Below are 22,746 nucleotides of genomic sequence, written 5' to 3'. Positions count from 1 at the left end.
TCTTTACCACGCGCTTCTTGTACTGCTTCCCAACCTTCTTTGACGACGTAATACACAAGTGCCAGTGCCGCGATAGCGTCAATCCACCACCAACCGAGCAATGCCGTTAATATCACACCCGCCAATAGAATCCACGACATATAAGCACATACCATACTACATGATCCATCTGAACGAAGTGCCTTACTGCCAATTTCAGAGCCAATGCGTTTTTTCGTCCGTGACAAATACGGCATGATAATCCCAGAAGCAATCGCCAAACCGATACCCGTGAAACTCGTTTCTGTTCCTTGGTGTGTAAAGAGCTTAACCAGGGACTCCACAACGATATAAACCGCCAGCAATAAGAGGGCAATCCCGACTACCCATGAAGATGTCTTCTCTGCCCGTTTCACCCGTGCAAGACTCGCCCCGCGTGCTTCAATGGTCAAACGCCATAACAATACACCGCCTGCGACAAGTTCAATGATGCTATCAGCACCAAAGGCAGTGAGTGCGATTGAATGTGCAACAATTCCTGATCCAATTGCCACTACAGCTTCAATCACCATCCAGATGATCGATACAATTTCGATATTTACACCTTTACGAACTGATGTCGTATGCGAACCAGCTTGAACAGTAGCCACAATTCTCACCCCCGTTATTCATCGTGTATGCAGTAATTGACGCAATCAGCAATACGCTGTGCATTATCCGCCACCACTTCATCGGCGACATTCAACAAATGTAATATCTTTTCATCAGCAATACGGTAGTACACATGTCGCCACTCTTGGCGATTCAGCACCAATCCACAATCCTTCAAACAAGCCAAGTGGTTGGATACATTGCTTTGTGAAAGACCTGTTTCCTCGCTCAACGTGCTAACGGTTTTCTCACCTTGGCGAAGTGCCAATAACAATGCCAAACGTGAAGAGTCAGCCAACCCTCGAAAAAACTTGGCTCGGACGGATAAAGCGGTGTCAATCGTCGCGCTCACGTTACTCACCTCACATCATCATTACACTAATCGATGATATGAAAACACTGCTCATTTCGCAACGGGCTGATGTCTTATACAGGCTATTTTCCCTATCTGCAACTCACATATAGAACAGGGACGGCGGGACACGGAGGTTTCTGTAAAAAACCGTCATCGTTCATCTCTGTATCAATCATGTATCAGTGCTTACTATCTGCTACTCTTAATGTTTCCGACATCAAAATGGTTACGGTAACGCCTGACAAAAACACGATAACCGCCAATATTACAAAGATGCGGTAGATGCCCAGCCAATCTGCACCTAACCCCAGTAGAACTCCTCCGACTGCATAACCACCATCCCGCCACATGCGGTAGACACCAAGAGCCGAACCGCGCCATGCTGGATGTGATGCATCACCAACGGCAGAGAGCAACACTGGATATACAAGTGCTGTGCCCAACCCCATAAGTAAGGCGACAGTAACCCACATGGCTAATGAATGCGCCACCAGGACGAGAGCAATCCCAATTGCGTTTAGGATTTGTCCTGATGCAATCGGAAGTTTGCGTCCCACATGGTCACTCCAGATTCCTGAACCAAGTTGAAGAACACCCCATGTGAAAGCATAAATGCCACTGATTAACCCAATTTGTGCAACTGTAAAGTGACCCCTTGCCATTTGTATAGGCACAAGTCCCCAAATTGCCGTATCGCTCAATTTGTTAATCAAACCCGCCTGACTACACGCAAACAGTGTGGGGTTCTTAAAACTCACCAAGGTAAACACACGCCCAAGTGATGGTGTCACTTCATTTGACGCTTTGGTTGACATTTCCAGCTTGGTAAAGGGCAAGGTCTCGCGAATGAAAATCAGTGCGGTTAGAAGTCCGATCACCGCAATTATCTCTGAAACGATGAATGGAATCGGACGAGGACTATAGGCGGAAGCCAAGTAACCCGCAATCGTACTGATCACAGCAACACCAATATAACCACTGAACTCGTTGATGCCTAACGCCATCCCTCTTTGTTTCGGTCCAACAAGGTCTATCTTGCTGGTGACAGTCATTGACCATGCAAAGCCTTGGTTGGCTCCCAGTAAAAGATTTGCGATGACGATCCAAGTCCATGACGGAGCCAATATAATAATCAAGGGTACAGGCAGTCCGAACACCCAACCTGCGATTAAGATGGGCTTTCGTCCCCATCTGTCTGCCAATCTCCCTGCAACTAAATTTAAAGGTCCCTTCACTAAACCAAACGACGCTATGAAGGCGAGCAATACAGCCAACGAACTTAGGTGAAATGTTCTCTGCCCCAGGATCGGGACAACTGTGCGCTCAATTCCAACCATAGTCCCAACAAAAGCATTGTTGATAGCCAGTAAAGCAAATTGCACCAGGTTGGGTCGAAGCCCCAGTTTGATAGACTGCTCTTTCATTGTGTTGTCCCCCCTATAAACACGGTGGGAACGGTTGTGACCGTCCCCATTCCAGCACGCTTACTTCTCGTAGCCCATGTTTGTCCTGCGTATTGCATCAAAGTTGTCTGGCTTTGGAGGGACATCTCTCGTCATAAATGTTACAAAATCGGTCTTGTCACGAATTTGCAGTCCCTTATTAAACTGACGCTCAAACCCAATTGACGATGCTGGTTTTCCACTCAACGCACGACCACAGACCGATCCCGAAAAAGCACCAGGATAAACCTCGATATAGTCGTCCATGCTCAGAAACTTTCCAAGGCTGTCGAATAAATCAGACGCACCCTTTTCGATATCAGAAGCAAGTTCAGTCCTACCCACGTCTCCGACCATCAGTGTGTGCCCCGTCAACACAAACCAGGGTTTTTCTCCTCTTGTTTTATCCGTTACAAGCAAGGAAATATGTTCAGGCGTATGTCCAGGCGTATGAAGAACACGAATGACGACATTCCCTGCAATGATTTCATCTCCATCATCGACACCCATAAAAGAAAAGTTGGTTTCTGCTAACCGATGTAACACGTACTTGGCTCCCGTTTTTTCAGCCAATTTGCGACCACCAGAGATATGATCAGCATGCAGGTGTGTATCCAAAACATGTGTAATCTTCATTCCAGCGGCATTTGCCTGCTCAACGTAAAAGTCAATGTCACTTTCCAGAGGATCAACAACGACACCTTTGCCTTGACCACCGCAACCAAATAGGTATGAAGCCGCAACAGGATTGAAGTGGAGATATTGGCGAAAGATCACTTTAATCACCTTCCTAATTGATTTTTCACTACTGTTGCATGATGATTTCAGAACGTGTTCAATGTAACGGTTCCTGTTTCCATTCACGGACACCTTCATCAAGGCGAATTGCGTGAATCCCATGCTCTCTAAGCATTTCAACGGCTTCTACCGCGTACATACAGTATCGTCCTCGACAATAGGCAACTACAGGGCGATTCGTATCTATGCTTGATAAATGATCGGCAAGTTCCTTAACGGGAATGGAAATGGCTCCTGGGATATGCCCGTACTCAAACTCCTCCTTGGGTCTTACATCAATCAGATATACCTCACCCATATCCATCCTTGCCCTCAATTCGTCGAGCGTAAGGGGTTCAAGCGAATCGCGATTCGCCAGGAATTCGTCCCGCAGTAATCTGACTTCCGCCAAAAGGTCTTCACCTAACTCTTGAATCAGGAGCAAGAGAGCAGGAATTTTGGCATTGGATAACTGATAGACCGCGTAAGTGCCGTGTTTTTCAAATTGAACAAGACGCGCTTGTAAGAGGGTTTGTAAATGCTGAGATACATTCGCGACACTCATTCCCGTTTCAAACACCAATGTTTCAACATTCTTCGGACCTTGTGATAGGAGGTCTAATATTTCAAGTCTACGTGGACTGGATAATGCTTTTCCGATCCGCCCAAATTGTTCGTATATTGCATCTTTCCACGCTCGTGTATCTCGATCCACTTTGCTCCCCTCCACCGATATATTATTCAATTGATTAATTGAATAATACTTTGGCTTTCTGACGTTTGCAAGTCATTGTTATTAGTCCCGTTAAATACTGTGAGTAAAACTTGGCTACATGTCGAACACGGATGATAACAACTTATGGCACAATGAACCACGGGTTTGCACCCTTGGGTACGGTGGAGGACTTGCACAACAAATAACCATATGGTTATACTGTTCATTGGGGTGATTTTATGGAGTTCGACCAACTTGCAGATGCGTTGAAAGCTCTCGGCGATCCAACTCGTTTAAAGATTGTCGCCCTACTTCAGACTCGTGACTGCTGTGTGTGTGAACTTGTTCCGATATTCGGGATTTCACAACCAGCCGTATCGAAACACATGAGTCGTTTGAAGACTTCGGGTCTGGTCAAGGAGACGCGCAAAGGAATGTGGGTGTTTTATTCCTTGAACAGAGAGCGTTTGAATGAAATTGGGATATCGCTTTCGAATTTACCCGACCTGTCCGAAGAACTACGACAACTCGAACAAAAGGGTTTGCTCGTGCAATGTGAATAAGGAGCGTGGGACACAAATGGTCAAGCGATTATCTTTTCTCGACCGATATCTGACCATCTGGATTTTTGCGGCGATGGTGATCGGGATTGGATTGGGCTACGTAGCCCCTCATTTCGTCAACGGACTGAATCAATTACAAGTGGGAACCACATCTATTCCGATTGCGATTGGCTTAATCCTTATGATGTATCCACCACTTGCGAAAGTACGGTATGAAGAAATAGGTCAGGTATTTCGAAACGGTAAAATCTTAGGGCTTTCCCTTCTTCAGAATTGGATTATCGGACCCGTTCTCATGTTTGTCTTGGCACTCATTTTTCTTCGTGGTTATCCAGAGTACATGGTTGGGCTAATCATGATTGGGCTTGCTCGTTGTATCGCCATGGTTATTGTATGGAACGACCTCTCCAAAGGAAATGCCGAATACGCGGCAGGTCTCGTAGCGTTCAACTCGATTTTCCAAGTCCTTTTTTATTCTGTCTACGCCTACTTTTTCGTAACCATCGTTCCACAATGGTTCGGTTTTCACAGCATGGTCATCCACATCACCATAGCTGAAGTGGCAAAGAGTGTCTTTATCTATTTAGGAATTCCGTTCTTAGCAGGTGCGATTACCCGTTTCATTTTCGTCAAAGCAAAGGGGCGTTCATGGTACGAGAAGAACTTCGTGCCGAAAATCAGCCCGATTACGCTGATTGCACTGTTATTCACCATCATTGTTATGTTCTCGCTCAAAGGCAATTTGATTGTTCGTTTGCCATTGGATGTCGTTCGAATTGCCATCCCGCTTCTCATCTACTTTGTCGTCATGTTTCTGGTGTCCTTTTTCATGGGTAAACGAGCGGGCGCAGATTACTCCGTGACGTGTACGCTGTCCTTTACTGCGGCGAGTAACAACTTTGAACTTGCAATCGCAGTTGCCGTTGGTGTGTTTGGTATCAACTCTGGAGCCGCGTTCGCCGCCGTCATTGGTCCTTTAGTGGAAGTGCCCGTGATGATTGCACTGGTGAACGTCGCCCTTAAATTTCAGAAAAAGTATTTCCAAAATGCTCCCCTGCGTGGAGGCGAAGTTCGATGAAAAAGCCCGTCAGGATTTACTATCTCTGCATTCACAACCGTTGCCGTAGTCAAATAGCGGAAGCCTTTACCCGCTTTTACGGTGGTAATAGTGTCATCGTTGAAAGTGCTGGTGTTGAAGATGCAAAGGATATCCATCCTTTAACCATTGAAGTGATGGAGGAAATCGGAATCGACATCTCAAAAAACGTGGCAAAGACAGTGGACATGAAGACTTTCGTCGCTTCGGATGTCATCGTCAAGTTATGCCAACAAGTGAAAGAAAAGTGTCCTATCATCCCATTTGGCATACGTCGCGAGCATTGGGACATTGAAGACCCAATCATGGGAGCTAACGATCAAGACGTTGACATTGAAGCCTTCCGCCGTGTACGTGACGAGATTCATGAGAAAGTAAAAATGCTCCTGGACGAAATCGGTGCACTTGAAATCCAATTGATGAATTAACAAGGAGGATATTGCAATGTCAAAAAAACCACTGATTTACTTCTTATGCACAGGCAACTCCTGCCGTAGCCAAATGGCAGAAGGTTGGGCGAGACATCTCGGCGAGGACAGGATTGATGTTTATAGTGCAGGAATTGAATCCCACGGTCTCAATCCACGAGCCGTTTCTGCGATGAAGGATGCTGGTGTGGACATCTCCCATCACACATCGGATTTGATTGACCCTGAAATTCTAAACAAAGCCGATTATGTAATTACTCTTTGCGGCGATGCAAATGACAAATGTCCCATCACACCACCCCACGTCACTCGCTTGCACTGGGGATTCGAAGACCCTGCCAAAGCGGCGGGATCAGAAGCGGAAATTACCGCGAAGTTTCATGAAGTACGCGATGCCATTAAGGAACGTATTGCGAAGTTCTTAGAGGAGGAAATCAATCAATGACGATTAAACGTATGCACGTTGCCGTCAATTGCACCGATTTGGAAGCATCCTTGAAGTTTTACCGTGCCTTCTTTGGCGCGGAACCAACCAAGGTGAAGGAAAACTACGCCAAGTTTGAACTTGATGAGCCAGCCCTTCACTTTTCTTTGAATGTCCGTCCCTTTGAGAAGAATGGCGTGCTCAATCACTTAGGTTTTCAGGTCAACAATACCGAGGAAGTTTTGGCGATGGGCGAACGTCTTCGTCAGAACAATTTGGTCTTGATCGATGAAATGAACACCACCTGCTGTTATGCAGTGCAAGACAAAGTTTGGGTATACGATCCAGACGGGAACGCATGGGAGATTTTCTACACGAAAGAAGACAGCGAGTTTGAAAGTGCAGATGATGCCCGCCATAATCTTTCTCTTTGCTGTGCACCACCCGCACAACCGAGCTTTATTCAAATTGACATTCCCTCAAAAAGCAAGTAACGGGAGCGGATAAACATGCGACAAGTCGTTGTCGTTGGAACGGGACCTGCGGGACTGACCGCCGCCATATATCTTGCGCGGGCAAACCTTAGTCCGCTGGTCATTGAAGGCAATGAGCCAGGTGGTCAGCTAACACTTACTACTGAGGTCGAGAACTTCCCTGGTTTTCCAGATGGGATTATGGGTCCTGAACTCATGGAAAACATGCGTAAGCAAGCCGAAAAGTTCGGAGCTGAGTTTGTTCGCGGTTGGGTGCAAAAAGTAGACCTTTCGGGCGATGTATTTAGACTTCAAGTCGATGGGACGGGTGAGTTGCAAACCAAGTCCCTGATCATCTCAACAGGTGCCTCTGCAAGAATGCTTGGTATTCCAGGAGAGACCGAAAACATCGGACGGGGCGTGAGTACCTGTGCCACTTGCGATGGTTTTTTCTTTAGGGGTAAGCGGATCATTGTGGTCGGGGGTGGAGATTCTGCAATGGAAGAAGCGAACTTTTTAACGAAGTTCGCTTCTGAAGTGCGAATCGTTCACCGAAGAAGCGAGTTGCGGGCATCGAAAATCATGCAGGATCGTGCACGCAACAATCCAAATATTACTTGGAGCTTAGATTGCACGCCTATCGAAGTGATATCACAGTGCAGTCGCGTAACGGGGCTGAAAGTCCACCACAACGAAACGGGTCTTGAAGAAATTCTTGAGACGGATGGGATATTTGTTGCGATTGGGCACAAGCCCAATACCTCCTTTTTGGACGGTCAGATTGAAACTGACGACCTCGGCTACATTGTTGTGAAACCTGGGACAACCGAAACCAATATTCCTGGTGTTTTTGCCTGCGGCGACGTACAAGATCACAAGTTTCGGCAAGCCATTACCGCCGCTGGTTCAGGATGTATGGCGGCTTTAGAGTGTGAGCATTACTTAGAAAATAGTTCTCTACATGATCGGAGCGTTGTGTAATGTTAATCACGGATGCGGGCAAGGCATACATCGAAAACTTGTTGAAGGAACATAACTCAGAGGGTATTCGCGTTGTCTTCGCTGGTGCAGGTTGTTGCGGTCCGAAATTAGGCTTATCCCTTGCTGATCCAGAGGATGACGATATCGTACAAGTCGTCAACGGAATTCGAGTCGCTATTGAAAATCGAGTGGTTCCGCACACACAAGCAGTTACGTTAGATTTTCAAAGTACGGAAGCAGGATCAGGACTTGTGTTGGCTGGACAACGTAATTGCTAAGAATCATACCTCACTAACAAAATGCGCCTCGTCTGATTGTAGGCGAGGCACATATCTCACAACAGAAAAAGCCCCGTCTGAATTTACCGCTCCTACTCGAATCTGCCGTTCATTTCGGAATCAAAATACACCCTTAAATTTTCCGCCACCTCCCCACGAATTCCCGCTTTCCTGACAATCCTCCACCACTGTAAGTCCAGACCCTCACTCTCAATCTCCTGGATTGCCCACTTTATTCGCCGCATCTGAAAATCCTCAACGCTTTCCTTCACTGACTCCAAATATAATCTCGTCTGGGGCATCTTGCCTAAATGCTTCTCCAGCAAGGACAGGCAACCTATTCGCTTCCCAATTCTGCTGATTGAAATCCGCTCTGGCTTACCGTCCGATGTGAGAATCCTCGTCACCTCAGTCTGTACCAAAGCAAGAATCTCCTCATCCCGCTGACCCCAGTTAACCCGCGAATTCGCCGTGATTACCCGTGTCTGTTTCGGCGAATGTTCCATCAACCAACTCTTATCGTTCCGATACAGCCATGTGTACAGGGCTTTGTTCATTTGTCTGAGTTCCGTTCGTGACTTCTTCTCGTTCTGGTTCACCAATTCAAGCCAAGCTTGTCGCTGACGTTCCCGAAGGTCATCGGGGACATTCGGAGATATTGCCTGACGGGTTTTCTGGGCAAGATCAGCATACTTCCTTACAGTGTTGACATCGACCTGGAGTCTTCGGGCGATCTCACGCAAACTCAAATTGTCCTGTAAGAGTTCGCTGAGTTTGTGCTCCCACACCGCGCCCAAAGCCTTTATCCTGCCGATCCTGTACTTGTCATCCGCGTGAGTGTCTGGTCCCTTTCGCGCGTAGACAAACCCGCAGGAACACGCAAAGGTTCCAATCGGACTCTTCACCTTGCTGTCGTAACGAATGGACATATCTTCAACAACGGGTTGTAGGTAGTGATCGGCGGCTGGATTTAAACAAAGCCACGGAGATGATCCGAAGGGTTGATTTACTGGCTCTTTCATAAAGAGGTCGTCCAGACTTATTCCGAGAAACTGCATGAGGAGCAAGTGCCGAATTGGGTGAAATGTTTTACGATGTTTTCTAACTATGGCGTTCAGCCAGTTGTCATCTCGCTCCGAAACAGAGGATTGCATGACCTCCAGAAACGGTTCCCCGTAATAGTTTACAAACACTCTTCGGAACTCCACTTGCCGAACATGACCATGGACGTTGGCAAGTCCAATCTCCTTTAGGCGTTCCACATAATGATTCGCAAACCACTCCATTGGACGATTCGGGTGGCTGGAGTTGAGCAACTTATCCACATTGTCCACAAGCATCCGATATTTTGTGGATAATTCTTCATCCTGTAACAATACGGTTATCTTTGAAACGGCATCGTCCCATGCTGATGGGGCATCATGGGTGAATACTCCCTCACTATTCCCGTTGTTCTCCTGCACATCTTGGTGATATTTTTCGTGTGCGGCAGAGACGAACTCGTGGCGATTCATGGGCAACGAACGGCTTCGGCACAGCGGAGTCTTGTGAGTCGGGCATATAAAAACTCCTGGTATTTGATGCATTCGATGCCAGTACGCCTCGCCCCAACGGGTTTTATCATCATCGAAACACTTACGGCAGTATTTCAGCGTCTTATCCATACTGATGGAGCTTGCCATAATGCCAAGTCGATTGTGAACGGAGTGTCCAAGGTCGCCCCTCATGGACTCAATAACCAGGTTTGCCCGTTTGGGAGGTAGGAAGGCACTGTAAAACGGATATAAGGTGTATGCCTTGATCAAAGCATCGGCTGTGTAAGAATGACGTAGAGGAAGATGCCCAATCAATGCGTCGAAATGAGCAGGCAGATCGATGACGGCAGTTACCGTCGTGGTTCCGTACAAATCCATCACAGTGGCTTTGGGACTGATGTTTCCGCTTGCGGTGTGAAAACGAGCCAGCACGCTATAGAAAATCTCATCGTGGAACGGTGTTGGAAAGAAAGCGACCATTCCCTCACCCCACTACAAACAGAGGGTCGTCCGACGTGGGCTTGATGATCCCGTGCTCTTTCAGAACTTCATACGCACTCTTACCGCTTTTCTTGCCCTCTGCAACAAAGACGCGGATATCGCCCTGGACAGCCTGCCCCTTCAGATCGGATCGCCCATCAGTTTTATCCGACGCACTTTGGGCGTGAAGAGCCAAGGCAGTTTTAACAACGGACGGCACAGTTACGGTTCCCTTTCCCTCCATCACCTTCTTGACCAGTCGTTTGGCTGTCGCAGGAGGAATCTCAAGTTCTACCAACTTGATGATGGACTCTTCCTCTACATTCATTGCCTGGCGTTCAACCTGTTTCTTCATCACAACCTGTAGCTCCTTGATCTTCTCACTCACCCGAATGGACGACGACTCCCTCTCGATGAAGGAACCGATGTCGATGGGTTGAATGTCCTCGTATTTGGCGAGTTCGCGTATATCTCCAGAGCGTAACGAAGAAAGCATGGGCTGAACCAAACGCAGTTGTTCGTTAGCCACCTGCCGAAACAAGGACGCACTCAACGTCTCTTTTCCAGAAGACATGGCACGAATCTGAGCCATGACAAAAATCTTGACCGCAATATCCACGATACCCTGGCTGAGATCATACAATTCGGCACTCAATTCAGGTGTTAAAGGCACGGGTTTTTGGACCCATTGATAGTCCCAAAGTCCTTCAATCAACAAATCCCAACTGGCATCCTGGTTCAAACGCTCCCAAATCATGTCTCCTTGTCCACTACCGCGCCTTGCCTGCCGAAATTGTGACTGGAGTACCCCCGCCGCATTATTGGTTCCGATTAGAACGACTGGGATTCCAATGGTATTGACCAGTGTCACGAAGTAATTGAGCATTTTCTCAGCACCCTGGCTTTTGGCTGTGCTCAAATGCTGTATCTCGTCTATGACAAGCAAACCCAATCCGTATGTACGGGAAATCTGAGACATGGCAGGTTGAAGTGCACTGATTGGGTAGCGTGCAGATCCGTATTGGCGGTAATACCGCGTTCCCAACAACAAATCAACATTGCGAAAGAAGTCTATGGTTAAACCCTTGATCGAGCCGTCATGGGGGCAATCGAGTTTCAGCCAAGTTATTTGATACGCACTGAATGGGGTACCTTTGTATTCGGAGTGAACAATTACCTGGGGATAGAGCGACAGGATTCTGTTGATTGCTGTGCTCTTCCCCAATCCGCTCGGTCCGATAATCGTCAGTGCTGACTGGGTTGAACGAAACGCCTGGTTCCTACTCAACTCTACAGTGCGGTTTCGCATCCACTCTTGTCCCCCGTCTATTTGCTCCAGGAAGCCAGGTTGAATCGCATTACGATACAAATACCCCTGCCGTATGAGGCGTGAAATACGGCTTTCCAAGTCGAGGTGTACGGATAGCGGTTGGAAATATTGAAAAAGGCGTTGAACCAAATGAAACCGTATATGCGTGTCTAACTGCCGTTCAGTCGGATCAAATGGCGGGTATACGGCTAAGTGATCGATTACTTCCTCCTGGGACAGAATCGGTGGAAGTGCCTCGATAAACGGATTGAACCTGTAATCCACAACATCCTGATCTCTGTATTCCGCAACGACAGCTTCACAACCATTCGGAATGAGAACCTTATTCGTCATCTCCGAATCTCTCCCTCTGCTTCTTCCTAAGTAAACTCAGTTCTGGATTGAGTTCATCATCGGTAGTTGGGTTCAGTTGAATCACTTGCCCTTCGTTCGTTTCCACGGGTTGCCGCTTCTCCAATTCAAATGCATCGTTTTGGCGATTCAGGGCTTTCTCAAGATGGCGATTGATGCGGATGTCTTTCACCCTTTTACGCTTACTCTCGCCCGTGGCTTTCTCCAGTTTTGTCATCCGTTTAGCGTCCCGTATAATGTCATCGATTTCAGATAAAAGATCCACTTTGCGCTGTAAGACCTTATCCTGGTTCGCCTTTTGGTCGAACTTCTCTTGTTCGAACAGATGTTCAATCTCCTCCATGGTTTTATCCCTATATCGGGCTTGATGGTCAAGCAGATAGCACTTATCAAATCCCTTACCATCATCTCGTGGTATATAAATGTAATTCAGGTTTCGAGGGTCGTAGGATACAGTGACCTTTACACTCCTGCCATCATTTCGCGCTTTCTCAAACCACCGCTCCCGCAGAGCCTTTTCGGATGAGAAAAACATGCCTTTGAATCGAATTCCTCGCGCTGTAATATTCGCTGTAGAAGTAGGCATCAGATGCAACCGCATCAAATCTTCAGGTATGGAGCGAAGTTTTCCAGCCCGATTCTTTATCCCCCAGTTCCATAGTTTCAGCGGGATGGGTTCAACTCCGTCTTCGATCATTAACGGGTCGCGTTGATACGAGTTCATCCAAGTGCTATTGTGATGCAAAACCGCGCGGATCATGATTTGGGTGAACTGATAGAGATCAAGCGTTGCATCCAATCGGTAGTCATGGGAACCGCGTTCCCGAAAGTCAGGTTGAATTCCGCCAGGTAATATCGGCTTTACGTATCCGTTCAGGATCTTGAAGAACCGTTCGACAATTGATTTCAACTCTGGTCTATAGGAAGGCGTGGTCATTACCTTTATGTTTAGATTCTTGATCATTGGTTCTGCCAGTCTACTGGAAATCTCGCCTTGATCGGCTAACAATGCTTCAGGCAAGTGATGGACTGGAAAATCTTCTTCGGCGATCTCGATGCCGTACTCCTTACAGAATTCGACCTTGTTTTGTACGGTATTGGCGAGTGCCATCATAGCCCCTATCCAACTGGGTCCTTCCAGTCCGACATATAATCCGCAGACCATGCGTGAAAACGTATCGACGATGCCATAAACGACGGGTCTGCCGATGACCCAGTTACGGTTGTACCGTGAAACGAGATACACGTCAGCAATCGTGGCATCGATCTGAAAAATGCTACCAGGTCCGAAAGCCTGAGATGTCCCATCCCCCACAAGGGGTCGATGACTCTGAAGGTAGTTCTTTTTACCTTGCCGAGCGGATACTTCTCGTTTCCAGTCCCGTTCTTTGTAAAAGTAATACTTAAATTGCCCCAGAGTCGGAGTCTTCGCAGACGACTTCAGCTCCTTTTTCTCTGTTCCCTCATCACCCCGCCCTTCGACGGAATAATACTCACGCCTCATCAACTCGTATGAGCGCACAAGCGACAGTCCTTGCCCGTAGTAAAAGCGGTTCAGGGCTACTCGAAATACCCGTTTGGTCTCCTCGTCCACGTTGACCCCGTGCCCGACGATATCTGCAAACTTCCTGGGACGACCCCTTTTCTTTCCTATTGAATTAGAGCGTCGATTTAATGCCCCCGACTTGTAATCAGGAAGAAGCGCATTTTTGTGTTGTCCGCGTTGCCAGAATCGGCGTAGGTACTTGAGGATGGTCTTGTCACTAACCCCAAATACCTCACTCGCCTTCTTTATCGCCTCTGCCCGATGCCTCGGATAAAACAAGTTCGGCAGATTCTCCGCTCCAGCGATCACCTGAACAATCTCCCACGCTTTGTCCCTCATAACACGCTCGTTTTCTGTGAGGGCATCTTCGCTGATCACTCGCTTCATCGGATCATCCGACAGAACGCAGGCTTGTCCTAAAGACAGCAACGTCAAGATGCCACCTGCGTCTCTGAACTTCGGAAGGCTGGTGCGCCCCTGAATCTCAATGGTCACAACTTGCTTATGGTGTTCATCAATCCATAACGCCCGCTCAATAAGATCGGGTGTGCCATCTTTGCTCACAAACTGAATTAGCATATTAACCGTCAACTGCATTCCGAACACCTCCGTCGCTCTGAATGACTGCGATCCCTCGAATCACTTCCTTCGCTGGCTTCCCCAAGTCGATGCGGGTATTCATATCAACCAACACCTGTTTATTCGCAATCAAATGACGCAGTAACAACAAGCCTGACCCTGGTTCGAGGTTAAATTGACTGTCGAGAGCATTGGTTACATCCCTCACCGATTTCCGAGTCCCGTCCAACCACCCAAGCAAAATGCCTTTTAGTCTTGGAACATCCTTAACCGAAAGCCCACCATCGTCATCCAGGTTCTTTGCTGAATGCACCCATTCGATATTCTTCGCCCTGGTGACGTTGATATCGTGTTCGGTCACAATGCCCCAGTCGATCTGCTTTTCTGCAAAATAGCGTCTTGTCAACTCAAAACGCTCCAAGACTTTCGGCTTCTCTAATTCGGCGGCAACTTTTACATTCCGAGCAATATACCGCTTCTTCCCGTCCGTGTCCTTCAGGGTGAGAAGAAAGGTGGTAGTAAACACAAATTGTGTGCCACTTTCTTTATCCCGATATTTATTCAATTCAATGTCGCAATCCCCAAGCGTAACTTCGAGGTCCACCGTTGGGTAATGTTCTCGAATGTCCCAAATCGCCGTGTCACCATCAAATTCGAGCAGATAGAAGTAGCGCGTCTCAATATCGCTAAGAAAATAATGGATGCGACCAGTCTTCCAGCCCTTGATACGACTGGAACGTCCATTGGAGGCGTAATCCTGCGTTGTGAGCCAAGGTCGATACTGGTCGAGTTCTCCCTGACCTCTTCCTTCCCTTATATATCGCTTGAGTGTCTGGTCGTTCCATTTTGCTCTTGGCATGTTAACCTCCGTGTTATATGACTACTTGTAATCTGATCGATGTCTATATGCCCGCCTTGCAAACTCTTTGACAAAAAACAACGGGGTTCCGTTTTTTTTAATAACGGAACCCCACCACGATGGTATCGTATTTCAATTCACAACTCTCAAAATCCCGAACAGCCTACAGCAGTTCTGCCTTGCGTATCATTTCATTCCTACTGGGATGGGCATAAATAAGCGTTGTTCGGACATCCCTGTGACCACATTGACTCGCCACCTCATGTATGGAAAAACCGTTCTGCAAACATAGCGTGGCATAAAAATGACGAAGCCCATGAGGGGTAATGGTATCACTAAACCGCTTGAACAGTTTGTTCATCACTGTTCTATCTACTCTCTCGCCTTTTCTCGATGAAAAGAGGTACTCGCTGTCTGAACTGCGTACCTTTAAATACTCTCGTAAAGCAGTTACAATTTTTGTATTCAAGTAAACAGTCCTCTGCTTACCGCCCTTACCCTTTCGAACCACAAGCTCTTTCGTCTCCAAACTCAAGTCTGAAAGCTTGAGGTCAAGTGCTTCTGAAATCCTTGGTCCCGCATATGCCAGAAGGGTAACTAAAGCGTAGAGTCGTTTGTCTCCTGATTCCAAAATTCGCTGACGGAACTTTTCCACATCTGATTTTTCAATTATGCAAGGATTCGTAAAATCGTGTTGAACCTTAATGAGATCCGACTTCTCAACTACAATATCACTCTGTACTCCTCTATCTATGAGGAACTGATTAAAAGAAGACAAAGCACTCAAGCACCTGTTGACGGTCTTTGCATTGAGGTGCTTACCTTTGAATTTTCTCACGTTCAGAAGATAAGTCTTGTAGTCCAGGACGTTTTCGCGGTAAAGCCGCTTGCAATCCATCCCGTATGTATCGGAAAACCATCTAAAATACTGCTTAACATCGAGAGTGTACGTTTTGACCGTGTTCTCACTTTTTCCTTGAGCGAGGAACGCTGAAAATTCTTCAATCAGTTTTTCCATGCGCCTCCTCCTCACCATCTGGAATTCTGTTGCATTCGACTTGCGTTAGAACTCTTGCAATTCTGTTGCAAATCATAGCCAAATTCTAACTCCAGAGACATCTGAAGAGCAAGACTTTGCAACAGAATGCACATTCTGTTGATAAGGTGATGGGGAGTGGCAGACACCCCGAACCGATAACTCTTAGTTGGAGTATCTGCTGTTCTCGTTCTTCCTCCCCCAGCCAACCTGTCATCTCAAACCGCGACGATTCTATAGATAGAGTTCTCTTCCTTCCAAGGCTCTGGAGCCGCGACTTGTGAAAGATAGAGGGTCATGCGAAAATCCAGTTGATCGTAAAGATTCATTAGTTCCCATGTTAACTGATTTACCCGTTCCCACTGTTCCTGGTTAAACTTGTCGTATCCGCTAAGGTCGATGGAGCATATGTGCATGGTTCTTTTACAATCCCAATTAACAAACGGGCTATAACAGTACACCTCTTGGATATTCCCAACGCATAGAAACAACTGAACACCATGTTCATCAAGAAATGGAGCAACCTTTTTTATGAGGTGCTCTACCATAAGCGTCGGAGTACAAGCATAGCTCTTGTAGATATGCCTTATCATTGTCTCGGCAATTTCACTACGTCTTAATGGTTTCCCAACCCATTTCTTCAACTTGCTCTTTTCCCTTTCGAGCTCCGTATTGATTTGTCGAATCAACTCATCTGTAACGAACTCATCTATCATTTAGATCCTTCCTTTCTTCGGTTTTGCAATTCTTCATATAATATGTGGTCTATCCCCGTAGCAATAAGTCTTGGAGGTCTGACCACGTTCTATCAGCATTGCAAGGGTTGCTTGAAGAGGCAAGGTATTGACCGAAGGGGAATGAGTTTTTCCGCCGCATGTTTCATATCTCCAATTTGGTCAATTCAGTAATCGTTGGTTAGGAGGCAGGTGGGTAAGCCTATTTCCATATGCCTACCCACTCCTGTTACTTACGATTGACTGGGAAAGATTCTGTATCGCGTCCAGACATGACCTCTTGCAACGCTATCAAAGGCTATCCCCTCATGCGAAATTTCAGCGATAATGTTCGAAGTAGTAAAACTGCCTTTGTATGCCTCGTTGATGAACTGTGTAACCAATTCTGAAATCCGCTGTTTGTTGCTGACGTAGACTGCTTCATAGAACTCTATTTCGCACTTCTCACGCGCTTCAATACCATGCATCTCGGTAGTGCATTTCAGAATGTTCATAATCACGAGTGTGCGGGTGTCCAACCAGTCCTCGATTTGGTTCATCACCATGTCGTATGCCTTGTCCTTGTGCATGTAGATCAAGTCCAGCGGACGAACTTCCAACTCGGTACCATTGGCGAGAACGATTTTGAGGGTCTTGCTCTTCCTCTCTATCGAAGCGTACTCTTCACCAACATGAAGAGCATATGGAAGATCGGTGTCATAAGTCCCAAACATTCCAACAAACTCTCCGTCAATGAAAACGTCCATGAAAGCAACTCCAGGTTGAATCCGTTCGAGATGTGCATACACCAGCCCAGGTGTTACAATTGGCTTGTCCGAAACCAGCAATTCCTCCATCTTCCTTGCTTCGACTTCTTTAATGTCCATGCTCATCATTAAAACGCTCCTTTTCCATTAGTCTGAGTGTTGAACTCTTGCACATTGTTGAATAGATTGCGTCCTTTCGCCTTGGAAACCATCCAGTTATTTACAGTTTCCACGCCTTTGGACAAATCAAAAAGGCTGATCCGCCAAAAGGTGCTTTATGTTTACTCGGAGTCACAACGTATTGCGGGTACCCACTACCCACAGAACTGTTGAATATGTCCAAGTAAATTAGCACCTCTCCAGCGGCATCAGCCCTTGCTATAGAGAGGTATAACCGTTATTGCTTTCGGTGTTGCAATCTTTGAGGGCACTCTATCACGAATATTGCCAACTGTCAATACCCTATTCTTCGATGCCCATAATACATCGGCAAGTTGATTTACTCCCCACCTACTGTCTCCATCAGCAATCTGAACGAATCTTCGGTCATGACATCTGGCAAACACGCCCCATATTCCGTGCATCGAAGTTTTTCTTCTTTCACTCGCGCAATGGACTCCATAATAATCTCATGGAACAAAACGTCGTCGTCAAAATAGATGCTCTCCGTATCATATCCACTGTTTTTCCCCACTCCCGATCCCTCCTGCTCCGATTATGGAACATATGTTCGAGAAAGTCGAGAGAACCAGGCAGGGATTGAGGAGGTTAAGGACACGGGATTAAGCGATTTTCGATTTGACTCTCTTGATCATGCCCACCAGCATTCGAATTAGTTCTTCTGATTCATTGTCCAGCTTGGTGTGAGTTTCTGCGTCGATATAGCCGAGACGTAAAGACAGCTCCAGGAAACATCTTGTTTCTTGAAGGGAACCAAGTGCATTAGAAAGGAACATCATCTGTTTACGTGGGTATAACTGGAAGGCGTTGGACTCGCTGATATTCAGCGGCACACTGCTACTGGATCGCTGACCCTGAGATCCCAGAGCGTACAGTTCATGTTTAGGGAATTTTTTTGTCAGGGCGTAGATATCCTCGCAGAGTCTCATGGATCGTTGCCAAACTGTCAGTACCCGATAATCTCTTGCGATAAAGTCGTCGTTGTCGTTATGGTTCACTGGTTCCCTCCCCCCTCTGACACAGATTCGTAAAGCTCAGTTAATCTTCGCATGTGTTCCTCGGTGTCCTGATACATAGCCTCACTGGCGAAAATGTGGACGTTGAATTCACTCTCCAAGATGCGGAACCGCAAATCTTCAAGCTCTTCTACTGTGGTTCCAATGAAGGGGTGACTGAGGAAAGCCTCTCTGATGTCCGTAATCTCGCTTTGCATATCGAGTAATTCATCGAGTGCTTTTCGACATACTGAATGTTCGAACACACCCCTCTCAACCCGCTCCACTCTTGCCTTTAGCTCTTCCATTTTCGTCAATCGATCACACACCTTTCATCACCTTTGTTGCCTTAATGCAATGATAGTCGGTGTCAAGTAGGTCAACCACGTAAAAGGTGTTCTACCTCGTCTGAGCACGAAGCAGGCAATTGGGAATCAGGGCTTTCAGTTTTGGTCTGTTATATGTTGAATTTGAAAACAGTCGGAATTGGGTCGAGGATTTTATGGAGAAACGCGAAAAAAAGTTTGCGTGTGGTTGCTCATTGCCCTTTATTAGCGGCTGGGTTTTTCAAACTGAATTCGATCCAAACACAACCTCAACAGCGGCAACGAGAGGATCACATGAGCGTCGCAGACATTTCGGAGTAAGTTTTTTGAGAAAACGCTGGTGACGTTATAGTGTCAAAAAGTGCAACAGAAACCATCGATCTATTGCCTTGAAAAGCATTAGCTTCCTGAGTCTCCTTTTCGCCCTTACGGGCTTGAATGCACCAAAGTTATAGGATATTATGCCGTAGTAATTGGAAAAAGGATCTATCAATCAAATGCTGTTGGATGAGGGAGACAGCTATGTTCTGCATACTCTGATGACGATATGAAAGACACTGCCTTCATGGAAATGCAATAATCCTGAGCCACGGGAATCATAGCAATACGTCATGTCACAGTGCGTTAACATCACCCTTCCGCAACGGCACTCTGTTGCATGGAGTCAAAAAGTGCAATAGCGGTCATCGTTCTCAATGATTCAAGACACATGACCACCAGTACCTCGTTATGCACCCTTACGGCTTTTACGATCAAAAGTCCCCAGGTTACACATTCCATAGCAACAAAAACATTTCAACAATCAAATAACATGCAAGGTGGAGGACTTCCACATTTTACACACTTCGACAGTAGACGGAAGACGCTGTGTTACCACAGCAAACCCAAGTATCACGAGCAGACAGATCGGCGGCTACTCGGCGGGTGCCATCAATACATTTGCTCCACCTGATTTACAGCAAATTCGATGTTACTCACAGTCACAGGGTTGCTGTTTCACCAATCGGTCTCGGGCATCATTTGCTGAATCCTGGTCGTATCTTTAAATCGCTTGCAAGCAGGAGAGATAACGAAATTGTCGCCTCTCCAGAGTACATATCAACCATGTGAGTTCGCAATTACTACAACACCATGAATCCGCAACAAGGGCGAACAAATTCATTGGACAAGTGCTCTGTTGACAATGTCAGTTGTCATGAGATACATGCACTCCTCCAATGAACAATCATCAACGATCACATTGCGACATGACTCAAAGTAGACAGGATAGGACATCACCCCCTACGCACTGTACCCGCTGTTTCAGAAGGTGGGATACCCTTAACTATTGCATGACGGAAACCCATCGATGTGTTCGTACAGGATGTTCTGTTCAAAATGGGAAATTAGATTCATCAAACAGGTCATCCATGTCACCACACATTTGCCTATATATCGTCCTAATTCGTTTGATGCCATGAATGATATCCTTTCTGTCTCCATCGCCGTAAACCGCATCAACGACTTCTGCTCCTAAAGCCTTGCCAAGATTGTCCATGGTGATGCCTGTTGCCTTGATGCCTGCTTTTTTGAGTAGGGCGGCTCTTCGATTCGCCTCCATCAACACTTCGGTGGTCATGGCAGGAATACGATAGATAGTCACCGTAAACTTATGTGTTTTAGCCTTCTCCATCAAACTTAAATCGATGGGAGGCTGATCCGTATACACTTTTTCGACCAGTCCCAAGGATGCAAACATGTTCACCAGTTTGCAGACCATGGTGTGGTCTTTGCTAACTCCCCGACTCCTTAGTCTTTCTGATATATGCCGTGTTGAACTGAAGAACACACTCTCTCCAGCAATGGATTCAGATTCTGTGAGGATATTAGCGGCTCCAATTTGATTTACCTCTTCAAGTAGATATAGATGTCGCTTGATGTACTTGTATAAATCTGGGTAACGGATAGTCCAAACGGTATCCGCGTCTCGAATGTCGGCGAGATTGCTGGCGTATTTCCCCTTTTGGGCATATCTCCACTGTGCTTCTTCCACCGTGATTAGCAACATTTCGCACAGCTTATCAACCGCATCATAGTAGTTTAAGTCATAGAACAGTTGCATGAGATCGATTATCCCAAACGTGTAGCACACCGTATATTCCCTGTTTCGGCTGAAGTATTTCCAGTTCCCATCGTCATCGTAATTCACCGATGCGATATTTTCAGGAATGAGTGGGCAGTCGAAGTTCTTGCCGCGACCAACTTCCAACCCAAGGAAGCGTAGAAGATTCACTTTTCTGAGCACATTACTGGCAAGGGCATACTCCTTTACACTTAAACCGACTGAAAGTTCATTTCTGATTTCGTTTTCATGTGTAAGATGGTAAATCACAAAGCGGTTGTTGTTGAGATTTTCCTGCCAAATCTCTCGATACTTGTTCGAGTAACGGAACATACAACCCAGCTTGTCCTGGCTCCCTTTATCCTTCGCGCCTTGTGTTGATCTGCCACTCGCCGTGAGTCCCGCCTGATGCGCCGCAATTTCATCCTTTGTCATTATTTCGTAGTTAACGAATAGTTCTTTGTATCGCCCCATTTTCTTTTCCTCCTCCCAGGGTAATCGCGAGACACGGTCACGCGAGACTAACACTGCGTAGTGTCTCGGATTCAATGTCATTGCGAACAACTGCTTCGAATTGATCAAGGTCTACTTTTGCATAGAGGGTATTCCCAAGAATCATGCAGTAACAGTCACCATCGAACTGTATCATCAAACTACGGTATCTCTCTTTTATACGAACCAATTCCGAGGTAACATCCTCGCCATCTACGCCAATTCCCTTGATAATCGCCACATTGAACCTAAACAGTTTCTTGACATCCTCCCGATCAAACGGGAGAACGGGTCGAACCATGCTAACCTGTCCTGCACGATTTAGGATGAACGTTGGGTAAATCGGGGTACTGACACCCGCTCTTGACTCCTTTATGAATTCTCTTACTGATTCTCCATTCATCGGATCGAAGGTTGGATCTATGGCTGTGTTGATAACGTTGGCAACCTTTTTGTATCGATCAGCACACTTCCGATATTCCGCAAGTAGTTGAAAGAAGGGGTCTCCTGTTTCTACGAACAATTCAAGTAGCAACTTATTTGAGAGTGCTGTCCCCACGATTCTGTTCTCTCGCAGAATGCATTCATTGAGGAAACGGGCGGTTTCCCTTGTATTAGTAAAATCAACCTTGCGGTCGTAACACGCGGTAATTTTGACAAGTTCCATTCGTAAACCACGCCCTTGTTCGAGCGCGTCACTCAGGAACTCTTTAAGGCGGTAGCGACTAAAGTAATATTTCTTACGGTTGATATTTGTGACCAAGCTGGTATCCAGCAACGGAACCCCTCCTAAAGTTTTGAGTTTGAAGCACACTGGATATGGTACGCAGTACGCGATTATCCCAAAGCGAGATTCAGTCGAATGCCGCTTAACCCTGTCACGAAACCACAGTTGGATTCTCTTTCAGGCACAACACAAAAAAGCTGGTTTCAGTTGTCAAGGTACCCGTGTTTCTTCCACCCAAAGGGCATAGTTGCCCCAGGGCTTCGAAGGAAGAAACTTACAGGCACCCCAACAACGTAACCAACTTCGGTTAACGATGGGGGAAAGAGACTTCCAGGTAGGAAGTCACATAGAAAGTGTACACTCAGAATAATGCGGTCGTTGCCCATTGTCAACTACTTTTTAGCATTATCCTCACTCAGTCCCAATAGCGTTTTGTTTTTAACGCCAAGACAACACGCATCACACTTTCTGCCCTATCAACCTAAAACACGAACTTTCGCGCCTTTCGCCTTGCTCGAACGCGATACGCCGCGTCTACGCGAATCAAATTCGACGAGCCATCTATGA

24 protein-coding genes are annotated in these 22,746 nt (G+C 46.6%); 7 read left to right on the top strand and 17 right to left on the bottom strand.

Going from position 1 to position 22,746, the window contains the following annotated elements; genetic code table 11:
• From BUA75_RS10490 to BUA75_RS10470, 5 genes are all read right to left on the bottom strand, one after another.
• Positions 1-629, bottom strand: a 629-nt coding sequence (locus BUA75_RS10490) for a cation diffusion facilitator family transporter (RefSeq protein WP_072874556.1), incomplete at its 3' end; no start/stop codon positions are given.
• A gap of 14 nt (positions 630-643) precedes the next feature.
• Positions 644-982 carry an ArsR/SmtB family transcription factor gene (locus BUA75_RS10485; protein ID WP_072874555.1) on the bottom strand — a complete coding sequence of 113 codons (339 nt, stop codon included), beginning with the start codon at positions 980-982 and terminating at the stop codon, positions 644-646.
• Positions 983-1,164: 182 nt separating this feature from the next.
• Entirely contained in the window at positions 1,165-2,409 is a 1,245-nt protein-coding gene (locus tag BUA75_RS10480; protein WP_072874554.1) for an MFS transporter, read from the bottom strand.
• Positions 2,410-2,469: 60 nt separating this feature from the next.
• On the bottom strand, positions 2,470-3,204 hold the full coding sequence (locus tag BUA75_RS10475) for an MBL fold metallo-hydrolase (protein WP_072874553.1): 735 nt from the start codon (positions 3,202-3,204) through the stop codon (positions 2,470-2,472).
• Positions 3,205-3,262: 58 nt separating this feature from the next.
• On the bottom strand, positions 3,263-3,919 hold the full coding sequence (locus BUA75_RS10470; protein ID WP_072874552.1) for an ArsR/SmtB family transcription factor: 657 nt from the start codon (positions 3,917-3,919) through the stop codon (positions 3,263-3,265).
• Between the two features lie 239 nt (positions 3,920-4,158).
• Here BUA75_RS10470 and BUA75_RS10465 point away from each other — a divergent pair, with 239 nt between their 5' ends.
• Genes BUA75_RS10465 through BUA75_RS10435 form a run of 7 tightly spaced genes read left to right on the top strand, consistent with a single transcriptional unit; the run spans position 4,159 to position 8,162 of the window.
• On the top strand, positions 4,159-4,482 hold the full coding sequence (locus tag BUA75_RS10465) for an ArsR/SmtB family transcription factor (RefSeq protein WP_072874551.1): 324 nt from the start codon (positions 4,159-4,161) through the stop codon (positions 4,480-4,482).
• A 16-nt stretch (positions 4,483-4,498) separates the two neighbouring features.
• Positions 4,499-5,560, top strand: a complete 1,062-nt coding sequence (arsB, locus tag BUA75_RS10460; protein WP_072874550.1) for an ACR3 family arsenite efflux transporter — start codon at positions 4,499-4,501, stop codon at positions 5,558-5,560.
• Complete coding sequence (locus BUA75_RS10455) at positions 5,557-6,006, top strand: arsenate reductase ArsC (RefSeq protein ID WP_072874549.1); 450 nt, start codon at positions 5,557-5,559, stop codon at positions 6,004-6,006. Before arsB ends, BUA75_RS10455 begins: the two co-directional genes overlap by 4 nt.
• 16 nt (positions 6,007-6,022) lie before the next feature.
• Entirely contained in the window at positions 6,023-6,451 is a 429-nt protein-coding gene (arsC, locus tag BUA75_RS10450; protein ID WP_072874548.1) for an arsenate reductase (thioredoxin), read from the top strand.
• The gene (locus BUA75_RS10445) at positions 6,448-6,924 is read left to right on the top strand and encodes an ArsI/CadI family heavy metal resistance metalloenzyme (RefSeq protein WP_072874547.1); all 477 of its coding nucleotides are present in this window, start codon (positions 6,448-6,450) and stop codon (positions 6,922-6,924) included. Before arsC ends, BUA75_RS10445 begins: the two co-directional genes overlap by 4 nt.
• Positions 6,925-6,939: 15 nt before the next feature.
• Positions 6,940-7,884 carry a thioredoxin-disulfide reductase gene (gene trxB / locus BUA75_RS10440; protein ID WP_072874546.1) on the top strand — a complete coding sequence of 315 codons (945 nt, stop codon included), beginning with the start codon at positions 6,940-6,942 and terminating at the stop codon, positions 7,882-7,884.
• Positions 7,884-8,162 (top strand): hypothetical protein, encoded by a 279-nt coding sequence (locus BUA75_RS10435; RefSeq protein ID WP_072874545.1) that lies wholly within the window; start codon positions 7,884-7,886, stop codon positions 8,160-8,162. Before trxB ends, BUA75_RS10435 begins: the two co-directional genes overlap by 1 nt.
• A 92-nt stretch (positions 8,163-8,254) precedes the next feature.
• On the opposite strand, the gene BUA75_RS10430 is transcribed toward BUA75_RS10435, so the two are convergent.
• From BUA75_RS10430 to BUA75_RS10375, 12 genes are all read right to left on the bottom strand, one after another.
• Positions 8,255-10,177 (bottom strand): TnsD family Tn7-like transposition protein, encoded by a 1,923-nt coding sequence (locus tag BUA75_RS10430; RefSeq protein WP_072874544.1) that lies wholly within the window; start codon positions 10,175-10,177, stop codon positions 8,255-8,257.
• Between the two features lie 4 nt (positions 10,178-10,181).
• Positions 10,182-11,840: an ATP-binding protein gene (locus BUA75_RS10425; RefSeq protein ID WP_072874543.1), complete on the bottom strand. Its 1,659-nt coding sequence runs from the start codon at positions 11,838-11,840 to the stop codon at positions 10,182-10,184.
• Complete coding sequence (locus BUA75_RS10420; protein WP_072874542.1) at positions 11,830-14,001, bottom strand: TnsB C-terminal domain-containing protein; 2,172 nt, start codon at positions 13,999-14,001, stop codon at positions 11,830-11,832. The genes BUA75_RS10425 and BUA75_RS10420 overlap by 11 nt, the downstream gene beginning before the upstream one ends.
• A complete protein-coding gene (locus BUA75_RS10415) occupies positions 13,985-14,842 on the bottom strand; it encodes a heteromeric transposase endonuclease subunit TnsA (protein ID WP_072874541.1) in 858 nt (285 codons plus the stop codon). Before BUA75_RS10415 ends, BUA75_RS10420 begins: the two co-directional genes overlap by 17 nt.
• A gap of 163 nt (positions 14,843-15,005) precedes the next feature.
• Positions 15,006-15,860 (bottom strand): tyrosine-type recombinase/integrase, encoded by an 855-nt coding sequence (locus tag BUA75_RS10410; RefSeq protein ID WP_207549747.1) that lies wholly within the window; start codon positions 15,858-15,860, stop codon positions 15,006-15,008.
• Between the two features lie 236 nt (positions 15,861-16,096).
• On the bottom strand, positions 16,097-16,594 hold the full coding sequence (locus tag BUA75_RS10405) for a hypothetical protein (protein WP_072874540.1): 498 nt from the start codon (positions 16,592-16,594) through the stop codon (positions 16,097-16,099).
• Between the two features lie 251 nt (positions 16,595-16,845).
• The gene (locus BUA75_RS10400; RefSeq protein ID WP_129583610.1) at positions 16,846-17,484 is read right to left on the bottom strand and encodes a hypothetical protein; all 639 of its coding nucleotides are present in this window, start codon (positions 17,482-17,484) and stop codon (positions 16,846-16,848) included.
• A gap of 373 nt (positions 17,485-17,857) precedes the next feature.
• Positions 17,858-18,052 (bottom strand): hypothetical protein, encoded by a 195-nt coding sequence (locus tag BUA75_RS10395; protein ID WP_072874538.1) that lies wholly within the window; start codon positions 18,050-18,052, stop codon positions 17,858-17,860.
• 88 nt (positions 18,053-18,140) lie between these two features.
• A complete protein-coding gene (locus BUA75_RS10390) occupies positions 18,141-18,536 on the bottom strand; it encodes a four helix bundle protein (RefSeq protein ID WP_083574279.1) in 396 nt (131 codons plus the stop codon).
• Positions 18,533-18,850: a magnesium transporter CorA family protein gene (locus BUA75_RS10385; RefSeq protein ID WP_072874537.1), complete on the bottom strand. Its 318-nt coding sequence runs from the start codon at positions 18,848-18,850 to the stop codon at positions 18,533-18,535. The genes BUA75_RS10390 and BUA75_RS10385 overlap by 4 nt, the downstream gene beginning before the upstream one ends.
• 1,381 nt (positions 18,851-20,231) lie before the next feature.
• Positions 20,232-21,434: a hypothetical protein gene (locus tag BUA75_RS10380; RefSeq protein WP_072874536.1), complete on the bottom strand. Its 1,203-nt coding sequence runs from the start codon at positions 21,432-21,434 to the stop codon at positions 20,232-20,234.
• A 37-nt stretch (positions 21,435-21,471) separates the two neighbouring features.
• Entirely contained in the window at positions 21,472-22,230 is a 759-nt protein-coding gene (locus BUA75_RS10375) for a hypothetical protein (protein ID WP_072874535.1), read from the bottom strand.
• Between the last annotated feature and the right edge of the window lie 516 nt (positions 22,231-22,746).

This window comes from Alicyclobacillus tolerans (assembly GCF_900142255.1).
Classification (GTDB): domain Bacteria; phylum Bacillota; class Bacilli; order Alicyclobacillales; family Alicyclobacillaceae; genus Alicyclobacillus_I; species Alicyclobacillus_I tolerans.
Note: the sequence above shows the minus strand (reverse complement) of the source record. Positions and strands in the feature narration are given on the sequence as shown.

Excerpts from the sequence above, each read along its gene's own strand:
- BUA75_RS10410 (WP_207549747.1), bottom strand. The coding sequence starts at position 15,860 with ATGGAAAAACTGATTGAAGAATTTTCAGCGTTCCTCGCTCAAGGAAAA.
- BUA75_RS10430 (WP_072874544.1), bottom strand. The coding sequence starts at position 10,177 with ATGGTCGCTTTCTTTCCAACACCGTTCCACGATGAGATTTTCTATAGC.
- trxB (WP_072874546.1), top strand. The coding sequence starts at position 6,940 with ATGCGACAAGTCGTTGTCGTTGGAACGGGACCTGCGGGACTGACCGCC.
- arsC (WP_072874548.1), top strand. The coding sequence starts at position 6,023 with ATGTCAAAAAAACCACTGATTTACTTCTTATGCACAGGCAACTCCTGC.
- BUA75_RS10400 (WP_129583610.1), bottom strand. The coding sequence starts at position 17,484 with ATGAGCATGGACATTAAAGAAGTCGAAGCAAGGAAGATGGAGGAATTG.
- BUA75_RS10465 (WP_072874551.1), top strand. The coding sequence starts at position 4,159 with ATGGAGTTCGACCAACTTGCAGATGCGTTGAAAGCTCTCGGCGATCCA.
- BUA75_RS10415 (WP_072874541.1), bottom strand. The coding sequence starts at position 14,842 with ATGCCAAGAGCAAAATGGAACGACCAGACACTCAAGCGATATATAAGG.
- BUA75_RS10405 (WP_072874540.1), bottom strand. The coding sequence starts at position 16,594 with ATGATAGATGAGTTCGTTACAGATGAGTTGATTCGACAAATCAATACG.
- BUA75_RS10480 (WP_072874554.1), bottom strand. The coding sequence starts at position 2,409 with ATGAAAGAGCAGTCTATCAAACTGGGGCTTCGACCCAACCTGGTGCAA.
- BUA75_RS10455 (WP_072874549.1), top strand. The coding sequence starts at position 5,557 with ATGAAAAAGCCCGTCAGGATTTACTATCTCTGCATTCACAACCGTTGC.
- BUA75_RS10425 (WP_072874543.1), bottom strand. The coding sequence starts at position 11,840 with ATGACGAATAAGGTTCTCATTCCGAATGGTTGTGAAGCTGTCGTTGCG.
- BUA75_RS10380 (WP_072874536.1), bottom strand. The coding sequence starts at position 21,434 with ATGGGGCGATACAAAGAACTATTCGTTAACTACGAAATAATGACAAAG.
- BUA75_RS10420 (WP_072874542.1), bottom strand. The coding sequence starts at position 14,001 with ATGCAGTTGACGGTTAATATGCTAATTCAGTTTGTGAGCAAAGATGGC.
- BUA75_RS10445 (WP_072874547.1), top strand. The coding sequence starts at position 6,448 with ATGACGATTAAACGTATGCACGTTGCCGTCAATTGCACCGATTTGGAA.
- BUA75_RS10435 (WP_072874545.1), top strand. The coding sequence starts at position 7,884 with ATGTTAATCACGGATGCGGGCAAGGCATACATCGAAAACTTGTTGAAG.
- arsB (WP_072874550.1), top strand. The coding sequence starts at position 4,499 with ATGGTCAAGCGATTATCTTTTCTCGACCGATATCTGACCATCTGGATT.